At 68.0% G+C, this 21,832-nt stretch carries 23 protein-coding genes and 1 pseudogene; 14 read left to right on the top strand and 10 right to left on the bottom strand.

Translation table 11 applies throughout. The features are described 5' to 3' along the window. Positions 1 to 71: 71 nt before the first annotated feature. From GVY39_RS31095 to GVY39_RS31065, 7 genes are all read left to right on the top strand, one after another. Positions 72 to 1,001: a ScpA family protein gene (locus GVY39_RS31095; protein WP_370523850.1), complete on the top strand. Its 930-nt coding sequence runs from the start codon at positions 72 to 74 to the stop codon at positions 999 to 1,001. Positions 1,002 to 1,056: 55 nt separating this feature from the next. After that, positions 1,057 to 1,710 carry an SMC-Scp complex subunit ScpB gene (gene scpB, locus GVY39_RS31090; RefSeq protein ID WP_223516942.1) on the top strand — a complete coding sequence of 218 codons (654 nt, stop codon included), beginning with the start codon at positions 1,057 to 1,059 and terminating at the stop codon, positions 1,708 to 1,710. A 12-nt stretch (positions 1,711 to 1,722) separates the two neighbouring features. Continuing rightward, on the top strand, positions 1,723 to 2,799 hold the full coding sequence (locus tag GVY39_RS31085; RefSeq protein WP_159930523.1) for a pseudouridine synthase: 1,077 nt from the start codon (positions 1,723 to 1,725) through the stop codon (positions 2,797 to 2,799). Positions 2,800 to 2,834: 35 nt separating this feature from the next. Next, complete coding sequence (gene cmk / locus GVY39_RS31080) at positions 2,835 to 3,542, top strand: (d)CMP kinase (protein WP_159930544.1); 708 nt, start codon at positions 2,835 to 2,837, stop codon at positions 3,540 to 3,542. Next, positions 3,539 to 4,957, top strand: coding sequence for a ribosome biogenesis GTPase Der (gene der / locus GVY39_RS31075; RefSeq protein WP_159930524.1), 1,419 nt, complete (start codon positions 3,539 to 3,541; stop codon positions 4,955 to 4,957). Before cmk ends, der begins: the two co-directional genes overlap by 4 nt. A gap of 81 nt (positions 4,958 to 5,038) precedes the next feature. Next, positions 5,039 to 5,350, top strand: a complete 312-nt coding sequence (locus GVY39_RS31070; RefSeq protein WP_159930525.1) for a hypothetical protein — start codon at positions 5,039 to 5,041, stop codon at positions 5,348 to 5,350. A gap of 72 nt (positions 5,351 to 5,422) precedes the next feature. Then, positions 5,423 to 6,181, top strand: a complete 759-nt coding sequence (locus GVY39_RS31065; protein WP_159930526.1) for an acyl-[acyl-carrier-protein] thioesterase — start codon at positions 5,423 to 5,425, stop codon at positions 6,179 to 6,181. Here GVY39_RS31065 and GVY39_RS31060 read toward each other — a convergent pair. Beyond that, complete coding sequence (locus GVY39_RS31060; protein WP_159930527.1) at positions 6,178 to 7,626, bottom strand: mannitol dehydrogenase family protein; 1,449 nt, start codon at positions 7,624 to 7,626, stop codon at positions 6,178 to 6,180. The genes GVY39_RS31065 and GVY39_RS31060 overlap by 4 nt on opposite strands. A 63-nt stretch (positions 7,627 to 7,689) precedes the next feature. Next, on the bottom strand, positions 7,690 to 8,637 hold the full coding sequence (locus tag GVY39_RS31055; protein ID WP_159930528.1) for an NAD(P)/FAD-dependent oxidoreductase: 948 nt from the start codon (positions 8,635 to 8,637) through the stop codon (positions 7,690 to 7,692). A 242-nt stretch (positions 8,638 to 8,879) separates the two neighbouring features. Here GVY39_RS31055 and GVY39_RS31050 point away from each other — a divergent pair, with 242 nt between their 5' ends. The 3 genes from GVY39_RS31050 to GVY39_RS31040 all read left to right on the top strand — a co-directional run bounded on the left by GVY39_RS31050 (position 8,880) and on the right by GVY39_RS31040 (position 10,625). After that, a complete protein-coding gene (locus GVY39_RS31050) occupies positions 8,880 to 9,359 on the top strand; it encodes a Dps family protein (protein WP_159930529.1) in 480 nt (159 codons plus the stop codon). A 101-nt stretch (positions 9,360 to 9,460) separates the two neighbouring features. Further along, a complete protein-coding gene (locus GVY39_RS31045; RefSeq protein ID WP_236565771.1) occupies positions 9,461 to 9,796 on the top strand; it encodes an anti-sigma factor in 336 nt (111 codons plus the stop codon). Continuing rightward, a complete protein-coding gene (locus tag GVY39_RS31040; protein ID WP_159930530.1) occupies positions 9,786 to 10,625 on the top strand; it encodes an RNA polymerase sigma factor SigF in 840 nt (279 codons plus the stop codon). The genes GVY39_RS31045 and GVY39_RS31040 overlap by 11 nt, the downstream gene beginning before the upstream one ends. A gap of 5 nt (positions 10,626 to 10,630) precedes the next feature. Here the strand turns inward: GVY39_RS31040 and GVY39_RS31035 are convergent, their stop codons facing one another. Further along, on the bottom strand, positions 10,631 to 10,864 hold the full coding sequence (locus GVY39_RS31035; protein WP_159930531.1) for a hypothetical protein: 234 nt from the start codon (positions 10,862 to 10,864) through the stop codon (positions 10,631 to 10,633). 293 nt (positions 10,865 to 11,157) lie between these two features. Between GVY39_RS31035 and GVY39_RS31030 the strand changes: the two genes are divergently transcribed. Continuing rightward, entirely contained in the window at positions 11,158 to 13,269 is a 2,112-nt protein-coding gene (locus GVY39_RS31030) for an AMP-binding protein (RefSeq protein WP_321210341.1), read from the top strand. Positions 13,270 to 13,329: 60 nt separating this feature from the next. Here GVY39_RS31030 and GVY39_RS31025 read toward each other — a convergent pair whose 3' ends face one another. Both GVY39_RS31025 and GVY39_RS31020 read right to left on the bottom strand, forming a co-directional pair. Continuing rightward, positions 13,330 to 14,688: a wax ester/triacylglycerol synthase family O-acyltransferase gene (locus tag GVY39_RS31025; RefSeq protein ID WP_159930532.1), complete on the bottom strand. Its 1,359-nt coding sequence runs from the start codon at positions 14,686 to 14,688 to the stop codon at positions 13,330 to 13,332. Between the two features lie 194 nt (positions 14,689 to 14,882). Beyond that, on the bottom strand, positions 14,883 to 15,533 hold the full coding sequence (locus GVY39_RS31020) for a hypothetical protein (protein WP_159930533.1): 651 nt from the start codon (positions 15,531 to 15,533) through the stop codon (positions 14,883 to 14,885). 307 nt (positions 15,534 to 15,840) lie between these two features. On the opposite strand from GVY39_RS31020, the gene GVY39_RS31015 reads away from it, so the two are divergent. Then, positions 15,841 to 16,353: a hypothetical protein gene (locus tag GVY39_RS31015; RefSeq protein WP_159930534.1), complete on the top strand. Its 513-nt coding sequence runs from the start codon at positions 15,841 to 15,843 to the stop codon at positions 16,351 to 16,353. Between the two features lie 57 nt (positions 16,354 to 16,410). Here the strand turns inward: GVY39_RS31015 and GVY39_RS31010 are convergent, their stop codons facing one another. The 3 genes from GVY39_RS31010 to GVY39_RS31000 all read right to left on the bottom strand — a co-directional run bounded on the left by GVY39_RS31010 (position 16,411) and on the right by GVY39_RS31000 (position 18,374). After that, positions 16,411 to 17,175, bottom strand: coding sequence for a hypothetical protein (locus GVY39_RS31010; RefSeq protein WP_159930535.1), 765 nt, complete (start codon positions 17,173 to 17,175; stop codon positions 16,411 to 16,413). Positions 17,176 to 17,367: 192 nt separating this feature from the next. Continuing rightward, the gene (locus tag GVY39_RS31005; protein ID WP_223522106.1) at positions 17,368 to 17,742 is read right to left on the bottom strand and encodes a helix-turn-helix domain-containing protein; all 375 of its coding nucleotides are present in this window, start codon (positions 17,740 to 17,742) and stop codon (positions 17,368 to 17,370) included. Positions 17,743 to 17,888: 146 nt separating this feature from the next. Beyond that, positions 17,889 to 18,374 carry a nitroreductase family deazaflavin-dependent oxidoreductase gene (locus GVY39_RS31000; RefSeq protein WP_159930537.1) on the bottom strand — a complete coding sequence of 162 codons (486 nt, stop codon included), beginning with the start codon at positions 18,372 to 18,374 and terminating at the stop codon, positions 17,889 to 17,891. 183 nt (positions 18,375 to 18,557) lie between these two features. Here GVY39_RS31000 and GVY39_RS30995 point away from each other — a divergent pair, with 183 nt between their 5' ends. Beyond that, entirely contained in the window at positions 18,558 to 19,424 is an 867-nt protein-coding gene (locus GVY39_RS30995; protein WP_159930538.1) for a mycofactocin-coupled SDR family oxidoreductase, read from the top strand. Positions 19,425 to 19,440: 16 nt separating this feature from the next. Here the strand turns inward: GVY39_RS30995 and GVY39_RS30990 are convergent, their stop codons facing one another. Together GVY39_RS30990 and GVY39_RS30985 are read right to left on the bottom strand one after the other, a co-directional pair. Then, the gene (locus GVY39_RS30990) at positions 19,441 to 20,019 is read right to left on the bottom strand and encodes a TetR/AcrR family transcriptional regulator (RefSeq protein ID WP_159930539.1); all 579 of its coding nucleotides are present in this window, start codon (positions 20,017 to 20,019) and stop codon (positions 19,441 to 19,443) included. A gap of 93 nt (positions 20,020 to 20,112) precedes the next feature. After that, positions 20,113 to 20,988 (bottom strand): LLM class F420-dependent oxidoreductase, encoded by an 876-nt coding sequence (locus GVY39_RS30985; protein ID WP_159930547.1) that lies wholly within the window; start codon positions 20,986 to 20,988, stop codon positions 20,113 to 20,115. A 352-nt stretch (positions 20,989 to 21,340) separates the two neighbouring features. On the opposite strand from GVY39_RS30985, the pseudogene GVY39_RS30980 reads away from it, so the two are divergent. Beyond that, positions 21,341 to 21,832: pseudogene (locus GVY39_RS30980) on the top strand (cytochrome P450); the annotation flags it as partial.

Below are 21,832 nucleotides of genomic sequence, written 5' to 3'. Positions count from 1 at the left end.
GCTCTTCGCAGGACGCTCTCGGTTCTTCGCAGGACGCTCTCGGTTCTTCGCAGGACGCTCTCGACTCTCCGCTGGACGCGCCCGACTCTCCGCCGAACGCACCGAGCTCTCCGCCGAATGCACCTGCTCCAAGCGGTGTTTCACCGGAGACCCAACAACCACCGGCGGCCGACCCGCAGGCATCCGGATTCCGGCTGCGCCTGAGCAACTTCGAGGGTCCGTTCGACCTGCTGCTCACCTTGATCAGCTCGCGCAAGCTGGACGTCACCGAGGTGGCGTTGCACAAGGTCACCGACGAGTTCATCGCCTACACCAAGGCCCTGACCGCGAGCATGGCGCGGCAGAACACCTTGCGGGCGGACAAGATCCTGGACCAGACCACCGAATTCCTGGTCGTGGCCGCCACGTTGCTCGATTTGAAGGCGGCGCGGCTGCTGCCGTCCGGTGAGATGACCGACGCCGAGGACCTCGAACTGCTCGAGGCGCGCGACCTGCTGTTCGCCCGGCTGCTGCAGTACCGCGCGTTCAAGCAGGTCGCCGAGTTGCTCGGCGAGCTGGAGGCGGCCGCGCTGCGCCGCTATCCGCGCGCGGTCGGCCTGGAGGAGCGCTACGCCGACCTGCTGCCCGAGGTTAGGCTGGGTGTCGGGGCGGCCGAGTTCGCCGCGATCGCCGCGGCGGCCTTCCGGCCCCGTCCGGTACCCAAGGTCGGGCTCGACCACTTGCATACACATGCGATATCGGTGGCCGAGCAGGCGGCGCTGGTGCTGGAGCGGCTCAAACAGCGTGGTGCGGGTGCGTGGACCTCCTTCGGTGAACTGGTCGCAGACTGCGAGGTCCCGGTGCAGATCGTGGCCCGCTTCCTGGCGCTGCTCGAGCTGTATCGCGGGAAGACGATCGAGTTCGACCAGCCCGATCCGCTCGGCCCCTTGGCGGTGAGCTGGATCGGCGACGAAGCCGCGCAACAGGTGGAGACCGTGACTATCGAGGAGGACTACGGGTGAGCGAGCACAGCGCGCGATCGCGCACGACGGAGCCGGGCTCCGGCGAGGTGCGGTCGTGAGTGAGGCAGTGGTGGAACTCACCCCCGAGCCGCTCGAGGACGCCGATTTCCGTTCGGCGCTGGAGGCCATGCTGCTGGTCATCGATGCTCCCGCACCGGTTGACCAGCTCGCCGCCGCCCTCGGCGACACCCGGGAGCGGGTCGAGCACACGCTGCGCGCGATGTCCGCCGAGCTGTCGGCGCGGTCCAGCGGGATAGATCTGCGTTTCGTGGGTGACGGCTGGCGCTTCTATACTCGCAGCGAGTACGCGCCGTATGTGGAGCGGATGCTGCTCGACGGCTCCCGATCGAAACTGACCAGGGCGGCGTTGGAAACGCTGGCGGTGGTGGCATACCGTCAGCCGGTGACCAGGACCAGGGTCAGCGCGGTGCGTGGCGTGAACGTCGACGGCGTGATGCGCACACTGCTGGCCAGAGGTTTGATCGCCGAGGCAGGTGTCGACCCGGAGACCAACGGAACGCTGTATTGCACGACCGAGCTGTTCCTGGAACGGATCGGACTCGCTTCGCTCAGCGACCTGCCGCCGCTGGCGCCCCTGCTTCCGGGCGTCGACCTGATCGATGAGATCAACGAGAGCCTGGAGACCGACCCCCGGTACACCAGGTTGAAAAAACCCGCCGAGGCCGATTTGGACCTCGGCACCGAATAGTGACAGGACACGATGAATACCGCTCGCCGAGATGGCACACCGGATCGTAGGAAACGCGGAGCGCAGCCCGAACGGGGCGCTGGCCGCGACTCGGGCTCACGCGACGCCCGTTCGGCCCAGCGGGGGATCAACGCCCGCGGCGCCCAGCCGGGTGGCGCGGGCCGGGGTGCGGCGCAACGCGGATCGGCCCAGGCTCCGAGCCCGCAGCGGCATACCGCCGCCCAGCCCGGCAAGAAGAAGCCCAAGCCGCAGCGTCAGGTCGCGCAGCCGCCGCTGCTGAGCAACGCCAAGCCCGCGCGCCACCAGAATGTGGAGATCCCCGAGACCGGCGGCCACACCAAGCTCCCGTGGGGCGAGGGGGAGCGACTGCAGAAGGTCCTCGCCAAGGCGGGCGTCGCGTCGCGTCGCGCCGCCGAGGAGATGATCGCGCAGGGCCGCGTCGAGGTCGACGGCATGATCGTGCGCGAGCAGGGACTGCGCATCGACCCGCAGCACGCGGTCGTGCGCGTCGACGGCACCCGCGTGGTGGTGCGCGAAGAGTTGGTGCACGTCGCGCTGAACAAGCCCAAGGGCTGGCAGTCCACCATGTCCGACGATCTGGGGCGCCCCTGCGTCGGCGACATCGTCGCCGAGCGGATCGCCGCGGGTCAGCGCCTCTTCCACGTCGGGAGACTGGATGCCGACACCGAGGGTCTGCTGCTGCTGACCAACGACGGCGATCTGGCGCACCGGCTCATGCACCCGTCCTTCGAGGTCTCCAAGACCTACTTGGCGACCGTGCAAGGGGAGGTCAACAATCGCGCGGTCACCAAGCAATTGAAGAACGGCGTCGAGTTGGAGGACGGTCCCGCGAAGGTCGACCGGTTCCAGGTGCTCGAGCTGGGGGAGGGACGTTCCCTGGTGAAGGTGGTGTTGCACGAGGGGCGCAAGCACATCGTGCGCCGTCTGCTCGACGCGGTGGGCCATCCGGTCATCCGGCTGGTCCGCACCCATATCGGTCCGGTCGCGCTGGGCGACCAACGGCCCGGCACGCTGCGTGTGCTCGGCCGCGATGAAATCGGCAAACTCTACGAGGCGGTGTCGTTGTGAACGGTGTGGAGATCCCGGTGCAGGCGCCGGCGCGGATGGCCGGTACGAGCCCGCTGGTGGTCGCCATGGACGGGCCGTCCGGCACCGGGAAATCGAGCGTGTCGCGGCGGCTGGCCACCCGGCTCGGCGCCCGGTATCTCGACACCGGCGCCATGTACCGGGTGGCGACGCTGCGCGTGTTGCGGGCGGGCGTCGAACTGACCGACACCGCGGCCATCGCCGCCGCGGTCAAGGAGCTGCCGCTGTCCATCGGCACCGACCCCAGCCGCGAGGTGATCGAGCTCGACGGCGAGGACGTCCGGTCGGAGATTCGCGGTGACGCGGTCACCAAGGCCGTGTCGGCGGTCTCCGCGGTGCCCGAGGTACGTGACCTGCTCGTCGCCATGCAGCGCGACATCACGGCTGTCGCGGGGCGGATCGTGGTGGAGGGCCGCGACATCGGCACCGTGGTGCTGCCGGCCGCCGACGCCAAGATCTACCTGACCGCCTCGGCCGAGGCGCGGGCACACCGGCGCAATCAGCAGAACATCGCCGAGGGCCGGGGCGACGACTACGCGGGCGTGCTCGCCGACGTGCAGCGCCGCGACACGCTCGACTCGACCCGCAAGGTGTCCCCGCTGCGCCCCGCCGAGGACGCGGTGCCGGTCGACACCAGCGACCTGTCCATGGACGAGGTCATCGACGAGTTGTATCGCGTCGTCGCGCGGCAGATCTCGGCGACCGGTGCCGGAGGTACCCGATGAACGAGGACGTGCTCGCCGGCGACGGCGTCTGGAGTGACGAAGCCGACTGGGAGCTGGCCGGGCTCGAGGGCGAATTCGAGGACCAGACGCACGTCGCGATGCCGACGCTGGCCGTTGTCGGCCGCCCGAACGTGGGCAAATCCACGCTGGTGAACCGGATTCTCGGCCGCCGCGAGGCGGTCGTGGAGGACATTCCCGGGGTGACCCGCGACCGCGTGTCCTACGAGGCCAACTGGGCGGGGCGGCGCTTCCTCGTCCAGGACACCGGCGGATGGGAGCCCGACGCGAAGGGGCTACAGCAATCGGTGGCCCGGCAGGCCGAACTGGCCATGCAGACCGCCGACGCGATCCTGCTCGTGGTCGACGCCGTCGTCGGCGCCACCGCCACCGACGAGGCGGCGGTGAAGAAGCTGCGACGCTCCGGCGTCCCGGTCATCCTGGTGGCCAACAAGGTCGACGACCAGCGGGTGGAAGCCGAAGCAGCGGCGCTGTGGTCGCTCGGACTCGGCGAGCCGCGCATGGTCAGCGCCGCGCACGGCCGCGGCACCGGCGACCTGCTCGACGACGTCCTCGCAGTGCTCCCCGAGACCCCGCGCGAGGGGACCGGCGGCGCGGGCCCGCGCCGTGTGGCGCTGGTCGGCAAGCCGAACGTCGGTAAGTCGAGCTTGCTGAACAAGCTGGCCGGTGACGAGCGCTCGGTGGTGCACGATGTCGCGGGCACCACGGTCGACCCGGTCGACTCCCTCGTCGAATTGGGCGGCAAGGTCTGGAAGTTCATCGACACCGCGGGGTTGCGCCGTAAGGTCGCCAACGCCAGCGGCACCGAGTTCTACGCTTCGCTGCGTACCAAGTCCGCGCTGGAAGCATCGGAGGTGGCGATCATGCTGATCGACGCCTCGCAGCCGATCACCGAACAGGACCTGCGGGTGATCAGCATGGTGGCCGATTCCGGGCGTGCGCTGGTGCTGGCATTCAACAAGTGGGACCTGGTCGACGAGGATCGTCGTCTGCAACTGGACCGCGAGGTCGACCGCGATCTGATCCGGGTGCCGTGGGCGCAGCGGGTGAACATCTCCGCGCACACCGGCCGTGCGGTGCAGAAGCTGGTGCCCGCCATGGAGACCGCGTTGGAGTCGTGGGACAAGCGCATCTCGACGGGCAGGCTGAACACCTGGCTGAAGGAAGTGATCGCCGCGACTCCGCCGCCGATGCGCGGCGGCAGGCTGCCCCGCGTGCTGTTCGCCACTCAGGCGACCACTCGGCCGCCCACGTTCGTGCTGTTCACCACCGGCTTTCTGGAGGCGGGCTACCGGCGCTTCCTGGAACGCAGGTTGCGCGAGGAGTTCGGCTTCGACGGCTCACCGGTCCGCATCTCGGTGCGGGTGCGGGAGAAGCGGGATCGGTCGAGGAAGTAGGAGCGCGCGTGCGGGGGTGGTCAGGGGTTGCGTCGCTGCGACCAGGGCTGATCATCCCGCGGTGCCACCGGCGAGGCCGCCTTGCACGCGCAGGACACCGTGCTGGCGATCGCCGCGCGCGAGGGTGACCTCGTGCGTGGCGACTGCTTCGGCGCCGTACTGGCCTGCCGTACCGCGATCGTTGCGCCGACTATCGAACACCGGGTGGTCCGCGGCGTCGCCGATGGTGTGCCGATGCTCTTCGACGCAGAGGTCGCCGTGGGCGTCGAACGGGGGCCGATCCCGCGGCCCGGCGACCGGATTTCCGTATACCCACCCATTTCCAGTAGAGTGGCTAACTATTGGCGATCTACCTTGATGTCGGGCATTCGACCAATGTTGCTGATGAGATGAGTTATCTTTCAGCTAGATGACGATATGGCCATGTCGATCGCGATGTCAGCAAATGACTGGCATCATCCGGTTATGGTCATTCCCAGCGTGCTGCCGGAACCCCCAGCCGTCCTGACGCCGTTCGAGACGGGATGGCCCGTACGTCTCGCCGATACCGACCGTGACCAGCGCCTGCGGCTCGACGGTGTCGCGCGCTACCTGCAGGACGTCGGGTACGACCACCTCGATGTTCTCCAGGACGGCGATATCCACCGACTGTGGGTCATCCGCAGGACGGTGATCGACGCGCTCAAACCGCTCGGGTTCGGCGAGTGGGCGACGCTGCGGCGCTGGCCTTCGGCGACCTCGACCCGGTGGTGCACGATGCGGGTTCAGGTTTGCGGCAGCGCGGGCGGTCTGGTGGAGACCGAGAGCTTCCTGATCCACTTCGGCACCGAGTCGGGCGTGCCCGCGCGGATGAGCGACCGGTTCCTGGCACCGATGCTGGCCTGCACGACCGAGCACCGGTTGCGCTGGAAGGCCTCGCTCACCGATCCGATGCCCGCGGCAGGCGAGCCCGGCGTCCAGATCCGGCCTTTCCCGCTGCGGGTCACCGACATAGACCTGCTCGACCACATGAACAACGCGGTCTACCTCACCGCGCTCGAGGAGGTCCTCGCCGATCACGCCGAACTGAAATCCGGTCCGCACCGCGTGGTGATGGAATACGGGAAGCCCGTGCGGTCCGGGGAGCACGTCGACCTCGTCACTCGCTGTACGGACTCGAGCCTGGACGTATGGTTCGCGGTCGGCGCGGACTGCCGGGCGATAGCCCGCGTCACCCCGCGCTAACGCGCCAACGCCTCGACGGTGGCGTGTGCGCCCCTGGTGTGCAGTGTGTCCAGGGCCGCCAGATACGCGGTCACGAACCGGGGGTGGTCGATCAGATCGCCGAACAGCGAACGTTCGCCGAGGAAGGCGGTGGGCTGCTCGCGTTGCCGCCGGGCGAGGGGAACCAGCCGGTCGGCGAGCCGGTCCACGATCCGGATCGGCTCGCCTTGCTCGTCGACACCCTCGGCGTAGCGCGCCCAGCTCGCGACAACCGCTGCGGCACAATCGATCTCGCCGTCGGCGGCGAGTTGCGCCCGTACCACCGGCAGCAGCCACTTCGGAATCCGATCGGAGGATTCCGCGCACAATCGGGCTATGGTGTCGCCGATCGCGGGGTTGGCGAACCGGTCGAGCAATGTCCGCTTGTAGGCGTCCAAGTCGACACCGGGTACCGCGCGCAGCGTCGGTGTCGCCTCGGCGTCCATATAGCGCGACAAGAATCGCCGAAAGACCGGATCCCGCGCGGCTTCGTGGACCAGCCGGTAGCCGCTCAGGTATCCGAAGTAGCACAGCGCTTGGTGGCTCGCGTTCAGTAACCTCAGTTTCATCAGTTCGTACGGGGTGACGTCCGCGACGACCTGTACGCCGGCTTCCTCGAAGGCCGGACGGCCGAGTTCGAAGGAATCCTCGAGCACCCATTGCGCGAAGGGCTCGGTCACGACCGGCCAGCGATCGATGAGCCCGTAACGCCGCTCGATCTCACCGCTCGCCTCGGGTGGGGTCCCCGGGGTGATCCGGTCCACCATCGAATTCGGGAAGCGCACGTGCTCCCAGATCCAGGATCCGAGTTCGGGATCGCGCAGATCGGCGAAGGCGCTGAACGCGCGGCGCGCGACGTTCCCATTGCCTTCGATGTTGTCGCAGGACAGCACGGTGAACGGTGCGATTCCCCGGGATCTGCGCCGGGCCAGCGCTTCGGTGAGGTGACCGAAGACGGTGGCAGGCGGGGAATTTCCGGCGAGATCGGCGCGAATCGCGGGATCGTCGGTCTCGAATTCCCCGGTGGCGGCCGCGATCCGGTACCCACCCTCGGTGATGGTGAGCGAGACGATCCGGGTGGCTGGATCGGCGAGTCTCTCCACGACGACCTCGGGATCGTCCGGGGCATATCGGTACTCGATGATGGAGCCGATCACGCGCGTGGTCCAGGCGCCGTCCGGCGCGACTGCCGACAGTGTGTACAAGCCATCCTGCGCCCGGAGCACATCGCGCATGCGGCGATCACCGGGCAGGACGCCTACCCCGCAGATGCCCCACTCGTGCCCGAGGCCGCGTTCGAGCAATCGGTCGAGGTACATCGCCTGGTGCGCGCGATGAAATCCGCCGACGCCGAAATGCACTACCCCCGTCTTGATCCGGGAACGGTCGTAGGTCGGTGTCGAGACGCGACCGCTGAACTCCGTCATTGTCGCCGCCCGTAAGGGCGTTGCCGTCCCCTCCGGCATCCCGCACCTCCCGTGTCGTGTGGATCACACCATATCCCCGAGTAGCCATCGATCGACGGCCATCCGGGTGTCCTCCTCGACGAGATCGGCGTTGATCGCGGCGGCGGCTGTCACGCCACCGGCAGCGGATTGCACCACCCCGGCGACGATGTCGGTGACGTTGCCCGCCACCCACACGCCGGGAACCGAGGTGCGTCCAGCGGCGTCGGCCACCACATGCGTGCCCGCTCCTGACGGGTGCTCGGCGGTTTCGACGCCCAGGGCGAGCAGCAGCGCATCGCGTGCGACCAGCCGAGGCGCGAGCGCCAGCGCGGCGATCGGCACGACCGGCCCGGATTCCAGCCGAGCTCCCGTGATGTGGTCGTTCACCACCTCGAGCGCGCGCACCGCACCCTCCACCACGGCGATGCCGCGAGCCGCGAGCTGCTCGGCCTGTTGCGCTGTCGGCGCGGGAGAGGTGTGCCGAAGCAGCGTCACCCGCGAGCTCCACTGGCGGAACAGCAGCGCGTGGTGCACCGAGCCGAGCACGCCGATCGGCTGGTCGCGGATCTCCCATCCGTGGCAATACGGACAGTGCACGACGTCGCGGCCCCACCGTTCCCGCAAGCCGCTGATCGGTGGCAACTCGTCCGCCAAGCCGGTGGTGACGAGCAATCGGCGACCGCGCAGGCGCTCACCGCGGTCGGTCTCCACCACGAACCCGCCCGGCGTCCGTTGCGCGGACACCGCTCGCGCGTACCGTATCCGCCCGCCGTACTGCTCCACTTCCCGCGCGCCGATCGTCACCAGCTCCGCCGGTGGAATGCCGTCGCGGGTCAGCCACCCGTGCACTCCCGCGGCGGGAGCGTTGCGCTGCTCGCGCGCGTCGATGACGAGCACCGAGCGGCGCGCCCGCGCCAGGGTCAGCGCCGCCGACAACCCGGCCGCGCCGCCGCCGATCACCACCACGTCCACTTGCTTTTCCTCAGCCATGCCTCACCGTGCCGACAACAGGCGCGCATCGGCAACTATTGTTGCCATTACGGCAAATAGGGCCGAGCTGTCTCCGCTCGTAACACCGGTGGACCGCACCCGCTACCCGACCGAGACGCACCCGTGCGACTTGCCGGGGCGACCACCCACTCTTCCCGGTCGGGGAACCTACCGTGAGGTTTATCGCCGCATGGCTGGGTAGACCGTCGATGTCCGGATCGACGGCAGAAAGGCTCAGAGCGATGTCCCAACCCATCACCAGCACCTTGGACCCGGAGCAGCAGCGCATCGCGGGCGAAACGCTGCAGGCCACGGTGGTCGACCTGATCGACCTGTCGCTGATCGCGAAGCAGGCGCACTGGAACGTGGTCGGCTCCAACTTCCGCTCGGTGCACCTGGCGTTGGACGAATTGGTCACGGTGGCACGGGAGTTCACGGATTCGGCCGCGGAGCGCGCCACCGCCGTCGGAGTCAGCCCGGACGGTCGCGCCGCGACCGTGGCCAGGGATTCCGGCACGCTCGGCATGGGCGAGGGCTGGCAGCAGGACACCGACATCATCGACACGATCGTCGGCAACCTCGCCGCCGTGATCAAACGGCTGCGTGAGCGCATCGCCGCGACGGAGAAGGCCGATCCGGTGACCCAGGATCTGTTCCTGGCGATCGCGGGCCGGCTGGAACAGTTGCACTGGATGTGGCAAGCGCAGCTCGCCACGGTCTGATGCGTCTTATCACGTGCGCGTTCGGCGCGGCCGCCACCGAGACCACCGCGGTCGCGGTGCGGATCCCCGCCGACCCGCGACACCTTGCCTTGGTCCGCGGGATGGCCGACACCGTGTGCCTGGTCGCCGACTTCCCGCTCGACGCGGCCGCGGACATCCGCCTGGCGATCAACGAAGCGGCCACGATGCTGATGGCAGGCTCCGTGCCCGGCTCGATACTCGGTTGCGAGTTCACCTACGGCGTGGACCGGATGAGCGTGCGCGTCGACGCCGTCGCGGCCTGCGACGAGCTGCGCGGCGATCCGTTGAGCTGGGAGTTGGTTCGTATGCTCACCAGTTCCCTGTCGATTTCTCGTGACCCTTTTGATTCGGAGATCGGCGGGTATCCGACCGTTATCGAATTCAGTTGGGAACGAGGACCATTTGATGACACGTGAGTTCACGACCGACGGAAATGGCACGACGGGCCGGACGCGCGCGGGCGACAGTTACGACAACATCGAGCCGTGGTTCGAGAAGATGGCCGCTATGGCGGAGGACGATCCGCACCGCGCCGCGTTGCGCGAGGAGGTGACGCGGCGCTGTCTTCCGCTCGCCGAACACATTGCCCGCAAGTTCTCCGGACGCGGCGAGTCCTACGAGGACCTGCTGCAGATCGCCCGGGTCGGGCTGGTGCTCGCGGTGGACCGTTTCGACGTCTCGCGCGGCAGCTCGTTCCTCGGGTTCGCGGTCCCCACCATCATGGGCGAGGTGCGCAGGCACTTCCGGGACAACACGTGGTCGTTGCGGGTGCCGCGGCGGCTCAAGGAGATTCAGCTGCGTATCGGCCCGGCCACCGAGGCGCTGTCGCACCGGCTCGGGCGGATGCCGACGGCCAGGGAGATCGCCGCCGAATTGGACGTCGAGATCGGCGAGGTCACCCAGGCGCTGATCGCAGGCAACGCCTATCAGACCAACTCACTGGACACGGGGGGCCGCGAGGACGGCGATGGCGCGCCGCAAGCGCTCGCCGACACGCTCGGCGCCGAGGAACCGTGCTACAACCTGCTGGAGCAGGCGATGGCGGTGCGCCCGCTGATCGCCGAGCTGCCGCAGCGCGATCGGCAGGTGCTGATCATGCGTTTCTTCGAGTGCCGGACCCAGAGTCAAATCGCTGAACACCTGGGCGTCTCCCAGATGCAGGTGTCGCGCATACTCGCCCGGATACTCGCGGACTTGCGCGAGCGCGCGCTGGGCTCCGACGAACTCGCTACACGCGCGGCCTGACTTCCCTACGTGCGCGGCCGGGCGGCCGAGCCGGTCATCGGCGTGGCGGAGACCTCTCCGCTCCAGCCGCACGGCAGGGCGCAATTGGCGATGACCTTGGTCTCCCGCTCGCCGTTGTCGTAACGCAGCGTGGTGGTTTCCGCGTAAGCGGGATATCCACACGCTCGGCATTTGCCGAAGAAATCGAGGATCTCTTCGGTGCGGGAGTGCGCGATTCGTCGGGCGGGCTTGTCGTCCATAACCTCTCCAGCCAGCGTGCGGTCCTGCCGAGCAGGCGTCTGAGACGTTACGATCGGCCCGCGGGCGCCCACTGGGAATTCCGTGTTCGTTGGGTGGATTCACAGGCGCCGCGCGGGACGATTGGGTGGGTTCCCAGCTTCAGGTGAATGCTGGGCAATCGCAGGGTATTTCCTGCGTATCGCTGGTAGTGGCGGCGAAGCGGGCGCTACTTGACCTCGCCTGTGACTGACGTTACAAAGGAGCTACCCGCCGACCCGAAGTTCTTCGAACCGGCCGACGAGAAGTGCACAAGTTGGTTACCGATGTCATCGATGTAGTCGCGGAGTTCGCGATCGCCCGCAAGACCATTTGGGATCTGTTGCTCGAACCACAGACATATCCGCGCATGTTCACCGGAATCGGCGCGTGCGAGCAGATCCAATCCGCCGACGGCAACGTGGTCTGGCGGATGCGTGTCGGTACCTACCAGACCGGCATCCGCACCCACCAGATCCGGCTGAGCGTGGGCCGGTGGTACGAGAGTTTCGAGATGCAGTACGCCGCGCTGGGCAGCTTCGCCTCGGTGCGGTTGCACGGTGACGAGGAGCGCACCAAGGTCACGGTCACCTATTTCGCGCCGAGCCGGGTGCACCCACGCGTGGCCGAGCTGTCCAATGTGGCGATCGCGGAGTGGACAAAGAGCGGACTCGAGCGGGTAGCCGACGTCGCCAAGGGCGCACGGACCTCGTTGGTGGTCAACGGCGAGGATTCGCCGATCCTGCGCAACGCGGGCGTAGCACGGCAGATGGTGGCCACCGGTGTCGTGCTGCCGGTGCGGCTCGATCGCACCGTGAAACAGCTGCGCTCGCTGGCTAAATGGGGTTTCAACCTGGCGGGCGGGTACGCGGCGGGCGCGGCATACGCGCCGGAGCGCGCCGCGATCATCGATGACCGCGGCACCCGGTCCTTCGCCGAAATGGACGAGCGGACCACCGCGCTGGCCGCGGCGATGGCCGCACACGATCTCGGCCCCGGTGACGCCATCGGACTGCTGGCGCGCAACCACGCGGGCATGGTCGAATGCATGGTCGCCGCAGGCAAACTCGGCGTGGACGTGGCCCTGCTGAATTCCGGGCTCGCGGGGCGCACCATCGAGGAGATCGTCCAGCGAGACCGGCTGTCGGCGCTGTTCGTCGACGGTGACCTGGAGGAGTTGGTGCGCTATCTGCATGCCGACATCCCGCGCTACAACACCGACGAACGCCCGCCCGCTCCCGACCGGACGACCGTGGATCAACTCGTGGCCGAGGGGCACACCACGTTTCGCACGCCCGCTCAGCCCGGGCGGCTCATCGTGCTCACCTCCGGGACCAGCGGGACCCCGAAGGGGGCACGCAGGCCGCACCCGAAGGGTTTCGGATCCATTGCGGCATTGCTCTCGCGCATCCCGATGCAGATGGACGAAACCATGCTGATTCCCGCGCCGCTGTTCCACACCTGGGGGCTGGCCGGTCTGCAACTGAGCACCGCGCTGCGCGCCACTGTGGTGCTCGCGGAACGCTTCGACGCCGAGGACTGTCTGCGCCGGATCGCGGAGCACCAGGTCAACACGGTGATCGTCGTGCCGACCATGGTGCAGCGCATCCTCGATCTGCCCCCGCACGTGCGCGCTCGCTACGACACCTCCAGCCTGCGGCGCATGATCAGCTGCGGGGCGCCGCTCGCTGGGGCGACCGTCGAGCGCTTCATGGACGCCTACGGCGACGTCCTCTACAACGTCTACGGGTCGACCGAGGTCTCGTGGGCGACGGTCGCCACCCCGGAGGACCTGCACACCTCGCCGACCACGGCGGGCCGCCCGCCGCTGGGCACCAAGGTCGCCGTGCTCGGGCCCGATCACCGCAGGTTGCCGATCGGCGCCACCGGGCATATCTTCGTCGGCAACCACATGCTGTTCGACGGCTACGTCAACTCGGCGCCACCGGACGAGGCACACGGGATGCTGGACACCGGCGACCTCGGCTATCTCGACGCCACGGGCCGGTTGTTCATCGCCGGACGCGACGACGAGATGATCATCTCCGGCGGCGAGAACGTCTTCCCGCGCCCCGTCGAAGAGGCGCTCGCGCACCTGCCGCAGGTCAGCGACGTCGCGGTGGTCGGGGTGCCGGACCGTGAATTCGGTCAGCGACTCGTGGCGTTCGTGGTGAAACGCGACGGAGCCGGGCTCGACTCGGACATGGTCCGCACCTACATCCGCAACCGCTTGAGCCGCTTCTCGGTCCCGCGTGACGTCACTTTCCTCTCGGCGCTGCCCCGCGGCGACACCGGCAAGATCCTCAAGCGCCTGCTCGCCGGTCCCGGCGCGACCCAACCGGATCTGCCCCCGTCGATCAACGGGCTCGGAACCGCGGGCTCGTCCTGATCCGCGAGCGGCGACCCGGCTCGCCCTGCGTGCGTCCCGAAAGGCCGTGGACCTGGCGGGTCAGTAGGCGGTGTCCTCCAGTTCGGCCAACGCGGATTCCAGGTGGTCGAGCAGCCTTGCCACGTCCGGCACGCTGCGGCGGCAGGCGACGATACCGACGTCGAGGCTGTCGGCGTTGCTGGTGAGGGTGATGTTCAGCGCCTGGCCGTCGAGCGGGATGGACAGCGGATAGCTGGCGTCGACCCGCGCCCCGTTCCAGTACTGAGGTTCCCGCGGGCCGGGGATGTTGGAGATGACGATGTTGAACGGGGGACTGGTCAGCGCGACCGTGGCCGGCAGCAGCAGCGACAGCGCCAGCGGGCTCAGCGTCAGCGCCGAGAGCGAGACCGCCTGCACCGGGGAGAGCGCCCGGTAGATCTCTTTGCTGCGGTGCATCGAGGTACTTATCGCCGCGAGCCGCGCCGCCGGGTCGGGTAGGTCGGTGGCGAGATTGCACAGCAGTGCGGCCACGGCATTCCCGCCGCCGTCGTCGGACTCGCGCCGCAGCGAGACCGGCACCATGGCGATCAGCGGCTTGTCCGGCAGTGCGACGTGTTCCAGCAGATAGGCGCGCAGCGCGCCCGCCGACATGGCCAGTACCACGTCGTTGAGCGTGGTGCCGGTCATCTTCTTGACCTGGCGGATCCGATCCAGCGGCCAGGAGCGGGCGGCGCAGCGGCGAGCCCCACCGATCGGGACGTTGAACATGGTGCGCGGGGTGGCGAAGGGCAGCGTCAATTGCTGCTCGAGCAGTGCGGCGCGAGCCAAGCGCAGAATCGAGGGAGCCGAGCCCGCCGCCCCGAGCAGCGCGCGTGCCCGGCTGCCCAGCGTGTGCCGCCGCGCCGTGTCCTCGCGGCGCCCGGGCGAAGGCGGGAGATGCCAAGGCACCAGCGCCTCGCTGGACTCGGGGTCGGTGGTCAATGTGCGCTGCAACAGGCGTTGGGCGCCGACGCCGTCGATGAGGGCATGGTGGATCTTCGAGTACAAGCCGACGCGGTCGCCGGCGAGCCCTTCGATCAGATGCGCTTCCCACAGCGGTCGGTGCCGGTCGAGCAGGGTGCTGTGCAGTCCCGCCGCCACCTCCGTCAGGGCGTCCAGGCCACCCGGTCCCGGCAGCGCCCGCCGCTGCACGTGATAATCGAGTTCCACGGCGCGGTCCACCGTCCAGGCCAGCTGCGGAGTGCCGAACAAGCGGGCAGGCCGCTTGCGGAACATGGGATGGAAATCCTCGTCGGCCGCCAGCGCCGCGTACGCGCGCCGGGCGAACTCGGGTCCGCAGCCGTCCACGGGGTCGAAGACCGACAGCGAACCGACGTGCATCGGATGCTCGCGTGATTCCGCCACGAGGAACAGAGCGTCTACCGGCGAGATGAATTCCATGGGCAGTTCCCTTCTGGCGACGCTGCGGCCGCGCCACGTTCTGGTTTCGGACGTGGAACAGTCGGCGACAAGCGTGCCGGAAGTGCTCATGGCGATGTGTGACCTACGCCGGTCGAACGACGATCCACAACCGATGATTCGATGCCGAATCCGCACCGGCTGGGCGGTTCGTCGGGGAATTGTGCGCCCGCGCGTCAGGACAGACGGCTGACCGGCCAATCCTGCGGAAGCTCGAGGCGCTGGCTGATCATGCTGATCGCGGCGTGCAGCGCTTGGATCTCGTCGACGCCGCTGGCCACGGACGCGCCCTGCTCGCTGATGTGGAACCGGCACAGGTGTTCGCGCCGGTCGGCCGCCAGATACGGCCTGCCGATGATGATCGACAGCGAACTGTCGGCGTCGCGCAGGGTGCGGGCCGCGATCAGGGCCTGCGATTCCTGCTCGGCTGTCGTGGCGGCGCGCGAGGGCCGCGCGGGGGCCGCGGGGAAGCAGGGGTCGGACGGCTCGGTCACCGCGAAGTGCGCGCCGTGACTGTTGGCCTGCCGTAGCTCCAGCGCGATCTCCTGGAAGGCGCGGTACAGCGCCGCGATGGAATCGGGACCATGCGCCCATCGCTCGCCGATTCCCTGAATGCGGAATCCGCACACCACGCCGGTGTCACCCGGCGCCATCTGTGGTTTCCCCACCTCGATCGCCACTTCCCGCGTCGCGTCGGAGACGGTGCGGGTGGCGATCACCTCCCGGATGCGCCGCCATCTCGTGCTCGCGATCGCACCGCCATGTTCGGACTCGCGCACTGCGGCCGTGGTCGTGTCGCCGGTGACCCGCGCCGGTATCGCTCTCATGGTGGTGGAGTACCCAAGTTGCCTCCCGGTTTATCCTGCGGTTCGAGGTGACCTGGACCGCAGAGTGGGATCGAGGGTCCCGCGCCTGGAAACGCGATATGTACCGCCCGGTGCCCGTAGGTGTGCCGAGCAGGCCGGCGCGACGCGCCGCGCGGTCTCGGTCGGCGCGTTGCCCGCCGAATACCGTGTTCGAGTAAGACACGCCGGATCGGCAAAGGGGCTACCCGATGGTTAACGTGCCCCGGGTTTGGCAGGCTGTCGCGCAGATGTGATGGTGGGGCCGCGACGATGAGGAGGGGCGGACGAAGTGGTAACGATTGCGCAGTTGCGAGCGGTTCTGTCGATCCTGCGCGTCGACCCGGACGAGGTCGGCGCACGGCTGGGCGACACGGGTCTGCGTGGTCCGGACGCGGAGCGAGTCCTACTGATCGGTTTGCTACACCGGATTGCGAGCAGTGAGCTGCGTCAGGTCGTCACCACGACGATGGACGACGAGGAGGCCGCCAAGGCCGCCGCGGTGAGCACCCTGCCGGTGAACGGCGAGAACCCCACCGAGCAGGCGCGATTCGACGCGCACTGGCTGCACGACCGCATCGGCGCGTTGGCGGCGGGCACCAAGGTGGACCCGGTGCCGGTCCTGTTGGACGCGGCCGCGCGGTCGACGGACGCGGCCGAAGTCCTGCTGCTGCTCAGCCGCAACCCCCGGGGCCACGACGCGGACTCCCGATGGGAGCGGGCGCTCGACGACTTGGGGCGCGCCTATCACCTGATCAACGACGAGCGGGTGGGTCGCTCCAACACGACGACCGCGCCGCTGTAGCGACGCGGTCGGGATTTCCGTGTCCCGGCGGCGTGGTGCGCGCCGCCGAGAGGCGGGTCACTTCGGTTGTGCCGGTGCGGATTGCGCGGGCTTGTCGGCGAAGCGGGTGGTGCCCTCGGCGGCCTGCAGCGTGGTGAGCAGATCGACACCGGCCACGACGAGGGCGGGTCCGCCGACCGCGATGGTTCCGAGGATGCCGCCGAGGCTCGCGCCGGTCAGTAGACCGGCCACACAACCGACGGCGATGGTGACCAGGCAGCCGATCGTGGCGCCGATGGCGGTGCCGACGAAACCGCCGATGGCGGTGGCAAGGCCGAATTGGCTGGCGAATTCGTCACGGGCGCGCTGGTTCTCGGTCATGGACGCGACCGGTTTCGCGACGAGCGTTTCGGTGGTCGCGAGGCCTTCCGGCCTGGTCGGCCGAAGCTCCAGAACCGTGCTGTCCTTCTTCACCTCCGGACGGACCGGAATGGCTGTGCCCGCGATGCGGAAGTCGAGCGGCAACGTCATCGCGACATGGCCGTCGCGGTCACGGATGTCGACCACGTCGATCACTTGGGCGACGTCGGCCGGGGCGCCGGTGTGGTCGACGAGCACACCGTTGCGCTCGGTCAACCGAGCGCTCTGCTCGCCCGCGGGCTGATCCCGCAGCGCCTTGGACAACTCGAAGGTTCCGCCCCGGAGCGCGGCGACCACCGTCTGATCGACGATCCGGGCCGAGTAGGTGATGTCGGGAGCGGGCTCGGCGTGAGCGACGCCGGCGCCGATGGTCAGCGAGCCGATGGCGAGGATCGCTGCCGCAGTGATGCCGCGGAGTTGCATGATTCGTCCATTCCTTCATCGGGTTCTTACCTGCGTCCAGCACGCCCGGACCCGCGCACTCCGGCAGCGCAAGAGCAGTCGGCTAGGTCGCTGAGCAGCCTAGCAGCGCTCACAGCAACCGATGAGCGTTCCGGCCCGGCCGGCCGGAGATATCGAAAAATTCTCCGACCGGCCGAGTTTCGAATCCGGCGATCAGCGCGCCGCGGCGAGTTCGCTCGCCTGCTCGGCGCGCAGGATCGCCGCGCTCGTGCCGGGTGGCCAACCGAGTCCCGCGTCGAGCCGGTCGAGCACCTCGGCGCCGGGCCGCGGGTTGCGGGATCGCTCGATCTCGCTGACCACCTTGGCCGGCGGGCCGCCGTTGGCGGCCACCTCCGCCTGGGTCCACTTCATCTCCCGCCGCCGCGCACGCACGCGCGCGGCGAGAGCGTCGAGGTCGAGCGCGAGCGCCGTCTCGGCCACGTCCGCGCGCTCCGGCGCCGGTTCCGCCGCCGCGCCGAGCTCTTCCGCCCGGTGCTTTTCCCGCAGCATTCCGCTGGTGATCAGCCTGGACCGTTTCCGCCTACCCATTTTCGCCACACGCTCTCCCATCCTCTGTCGAGTCGATCGAATGCGTCGCACTGCTCCGGCGGCGGGCAGCGCCCAGCACGCCGGGGAACGCTGAACATCATGGGGGAGGGTGGGTGCGGACCCTGCTCGACGCGCCGGGTCTCGGCTCAGCGCGCCCCGTCCTCCGGATGGAGGATCAGCACCGGAATCTCGCGCTGCGTCCAGGATTGGTAGGTGTCGAAGTCCGCGTAGAGGGCCACGAGGTCGGGCCACAGTCGGCTTCTCTCCTCTGGCGTCGCCACTCGGGCGCGGACGCGGCGGTGCTCGGCCCCGATCTGCACCCGCGTCACCGGTTGTGCCAGGAGGTTGAAGTACCACTGGGGGTGGCGTGGCAGCCCGCCTTGTGAGGCGACGACCACCAGATCGTCGCCGTCCACGAGATACAGCAGCGGAGCGGTGAACAGTTTGCCCGTTTTGCGGCCCCGGTGTTCGAGCAGCAAGGTCGGCACCGGCTTCCGGAACCCCGCACCGATTCGCCAGCGCCCGCCGATGCGCCCCTTGGTCCGGCGATATACCCAGACCTGGGTCTTGGACATGTACTTGACCAGTTTCGCGACGAGCGGGGAATCGAGGTTGCGCGGTCGGTTCGGCATCGGCGCCCTTCTTGTTCGGCCCGGTGGGCACGGGTGTTGCCGGGAAATCTATTGCAGCGGCGAGCGATTGATCCACATCTATGTCCGTAGTATCGTCCAGACAGATGTCCGGTTACTATTCCATAAATGCGCCGGCCGCGTATCAGAGGTGATGGAACCGGTGGCGAGCACGGTGGAGGAAACATGGATCGGGTCAACGGCAAAGTCGTCTTGGTGACCGGTGCGGGACGTGGGCAGGGCCGCGGTCATGCGATCACCCTGGCCGAAGAGGGCGCCGACATCATCGCCTTGGACATCTGCTCCGACATCGCCAGCAACGACTACGCGCTGGCGACCGAAGCGGATCTCGCGGAGACCGAGGATCTGGTGGCGAAGATCGGCCGCCGAGTCGTGGCTCGAAAGGTCGACGTACGGGATCGTCCCGCGTTGCAGGAGGCGATAGCGGCGGCCGTCGCCGAACTCGGGCGCTTGGACGTGGTCGTGGCGAATGCCGGAATATGCCCCCTCGGCCACCACGTACCGTTGCAGGGATTCATCGATGTCTTCGACGTCAACTTCGTCGGCGTGGTGAACACCGTGCACGCCGCCCTGCCGCATCTGGGTGCGGGCGCCTCGATCATCGTGACGGGGTCGGTCGCGGGCTTGGTGCCGCAAACCGGATTCAACGGCCAGCAGGCGCTGCAAGGCCCCGGTGGCGACGGCTACGGCCTGTCGAAGAAGATGATCCGTTCCTACACGCAGACTTTGGCCTTGACGCTGGGGCCGAGCTCGATCCGTATCAACGCGGTCCACCCGACCAACGTCGACACCGACATGCTGCACAACCCGGGCATGTATCAGATCTTCCGTCCCGACCTGCAGCATCCGACGCGCGAGGACGCCGAGGTCACCTTTCCCTTCATGCAGGCCATGCCGATTCCGTTCGTCGAGTCCTCGGATATCTCGCACGCGGTCACGTTCCTGGCCTCCGACGAGTCGCGCTATGTGACCGGTTTGCAGATGTTCGTCGACGGCGGAGCATCCCTGAAACTGGGCCTGGCCGGTCAGTGACGCGGAATGCGGTGTGTCACTTCAGGATGAGCAACGCGGACCGCTCGATGCGGTCCGCGATGTCCGAATACGATTTGTAACCCATCCCCGCGTGGACCAACGCGCCCGCGTAGAGTAATTCGAGCGATTCGAGAATATCCGCGTCCGGATTTCCGGACAGGGCCTGCGCGAGGCGTGCGCGAATCTCCAACCCGATACGTGCTCGCAAATGTTCGACGTCGGGATCGCGACCGAGCAGTGCGCTGGTGACCGCGCCGGACAATTCCGGCTCGTCGGCGACCAACAGCGCGATGCCGCGAAGTTCGGCGATCACCCGCACTGTGGCGTCCGGATCCTCGCTGACGGGCGAGGGCGTCGCGCGCAACCGGCGCCAGAAGATCTCCGCGACCAGGTGTTCCTTGGAGGAGAAGTAGGTGTAGGCGGTGGCGGTACCCACCTTGGCGTTGGCGGCGACCAATCGGATGGTCATTCCCGCGAAGCCCTCCCGGGAAAGCACTTCCAACGCCGATCTGGTGAGCTTGTCGACGGTGTCGGCCTGTTTTTCCGACAGGCGCCGTCGCGTCGCTTCGACGATCCTGGAATTGCTTTCGGACATGTGTCTAGATGCTAGTATCGCATTTCTGTTCGAGCAACTTCCACGCGGAAACCGGTGTGTCTCCGGCCACGGAATTCGGCGTCGGTCTGTGGGCTACGGCGTGCGAAACGCGCCGAGCGGCCTGTCGATGTCCGTCAGCTTGCCCGACAAGCGCTCGAGGTACGCGAGGACGTCGTGCTCGTCCTTGTCCGGTAGGCCGTACACGACGTCGGTGACTCCGGCGTGATCCCACTCGGCCAGACGCGCGGCGTCCGGTTTGTAGTCGAGGGCGACCACGCGAGGTCGTCCGGTCCGGCCGGCCTGCTGCCAGATCTCGTACAGCAGCGCGAGCCGGCCCGAGATCTCGGTCTCGCCCGGGGTGGTGATCCAGCCCTCGGCGGACTCGGCGATCCAGCGGAAGGTTCGTTCGGTGCCCGCCGCGCCGATCAGCACCGGCACCGAGCGCCGCACCGGTTTCGGCCACGCCCAGCTCGGACCGAAGGTCACGTACTCGCCGTCGTGACGCGCCTCGTCCTGGCTCCACAGCGCCCGCATCGCCGCCAGGTATTCGCGCAATACAGTGCGCCGCTTGTTCGCGGGTACGCCGTGATCGGCGAGTTCGTCGGTGTTCCAGCCGAAACCGGCGCCGAGTACCACGCGGCCGCCACTGAGATGGTCGAGTGAGGCGATCGTCTTGGCCAGGGTGATCGGGTCGTGCTCCACCGGGAGCGCGACGGCGGTGGCCAGTTCGATGCGTTCGGTGACGGCTGCCGCCATGGACAGCGCCACCCAGGGGTCGAGCGTGCGCAGGTACCGGTCATCGGGCAGGGAGGCGTCGCCGGTCTGGGGGTGCGCCGCGTTGCGTGCGACCGGGATGTGGGTGTGCTCGGGGACGTAGAAGGAGTCGAACCCCGCCTGCTCCGTCGCGCGGGCGGCCGAGGCCGGGGTGATGCCGCGGTCGCTGGTGAACAGCACGATGCCGAATCGCATGAGAACCCCTGTCTGATCGAGTCGTGCGGTGCCTGCGATCGGTGTTCCGCTCACGGGCGCACTCTGTCGGCGCCGCGCCGGTTGAAAACCGGAGTCCCGTTGGCGCAGTGTCTGGACAACTGTTCGGAATATAGTCCGGATGGCTGGTGGCTGCAAGAACGGGTTCTCGTTTGTGCCATGTCGGGTCGGGGCTGGGCGTGGGAGGGCTCGTTTCCGTCGAATCGGCGGTAGGGGATTGTCCTGAAAAACTGTCGGTGGTACCGTCCAGACACATGTCCAGCTATGTGTCTTTGCGGCGCGGCGCGAGGGCGTTTCCCGTCGAGAACGTGTTATCGGATTGGGAGTGTGTGTGATGACGGTTGTGGTGGGGCCGCTGGTGTTCGATCCGTATGACTATGGGTTTCATGAGGATCCGTATCCGGTGTATCGGCGGTTGCGGGAGGAGGCGCCGTTGTATCACAACGCGGATGTGGGGTTTTGGGCGTTGTCGCGGTATGTGGATGTGGTGGGGGGGTTTCGGGACAGTGTGGGGTTGTCGAGTGCGAATGGGGTGTCGTTGGATCCGGCGGCGTGGGGGCCGGATGCGCATCGGGTGATGTCGTTTTTGGCGATGGATGATCCGCGGCATATGCGGATGCGGCGGTTGGTGTTCAAGGGGTTCACGCCGAAGCGGGTGGCGGGGATGGAGGCGCGGATTCGGGAGTTGACGTTGTCGTATCTGGTGCCGGCGTTGGGGGGTGGTGGTTTCGATTGGATCGATGAGGTGGCGGGGAAGTTGCCGATGGATGTGATTTCGGAGTTGATGGGGGTTCCGGTGGTGGATCGGGGGGAGATTCGGCGGTTG

Source organism: Nocardia sp. CY15 (assembly GCF_009829295.1).
GTDB classification, from domain to species: Bacteria; Actinomycetota; Actinomycetes; order Mycobacteriales; family Mycobacteriaceae; genus Nocardia; species Nocardia sputi.
The sequence above is the reverse complement of the archived record's forward strand: the minus strand, read 5'-3'. Positions and strand labels throughout refer to the sequence as shown.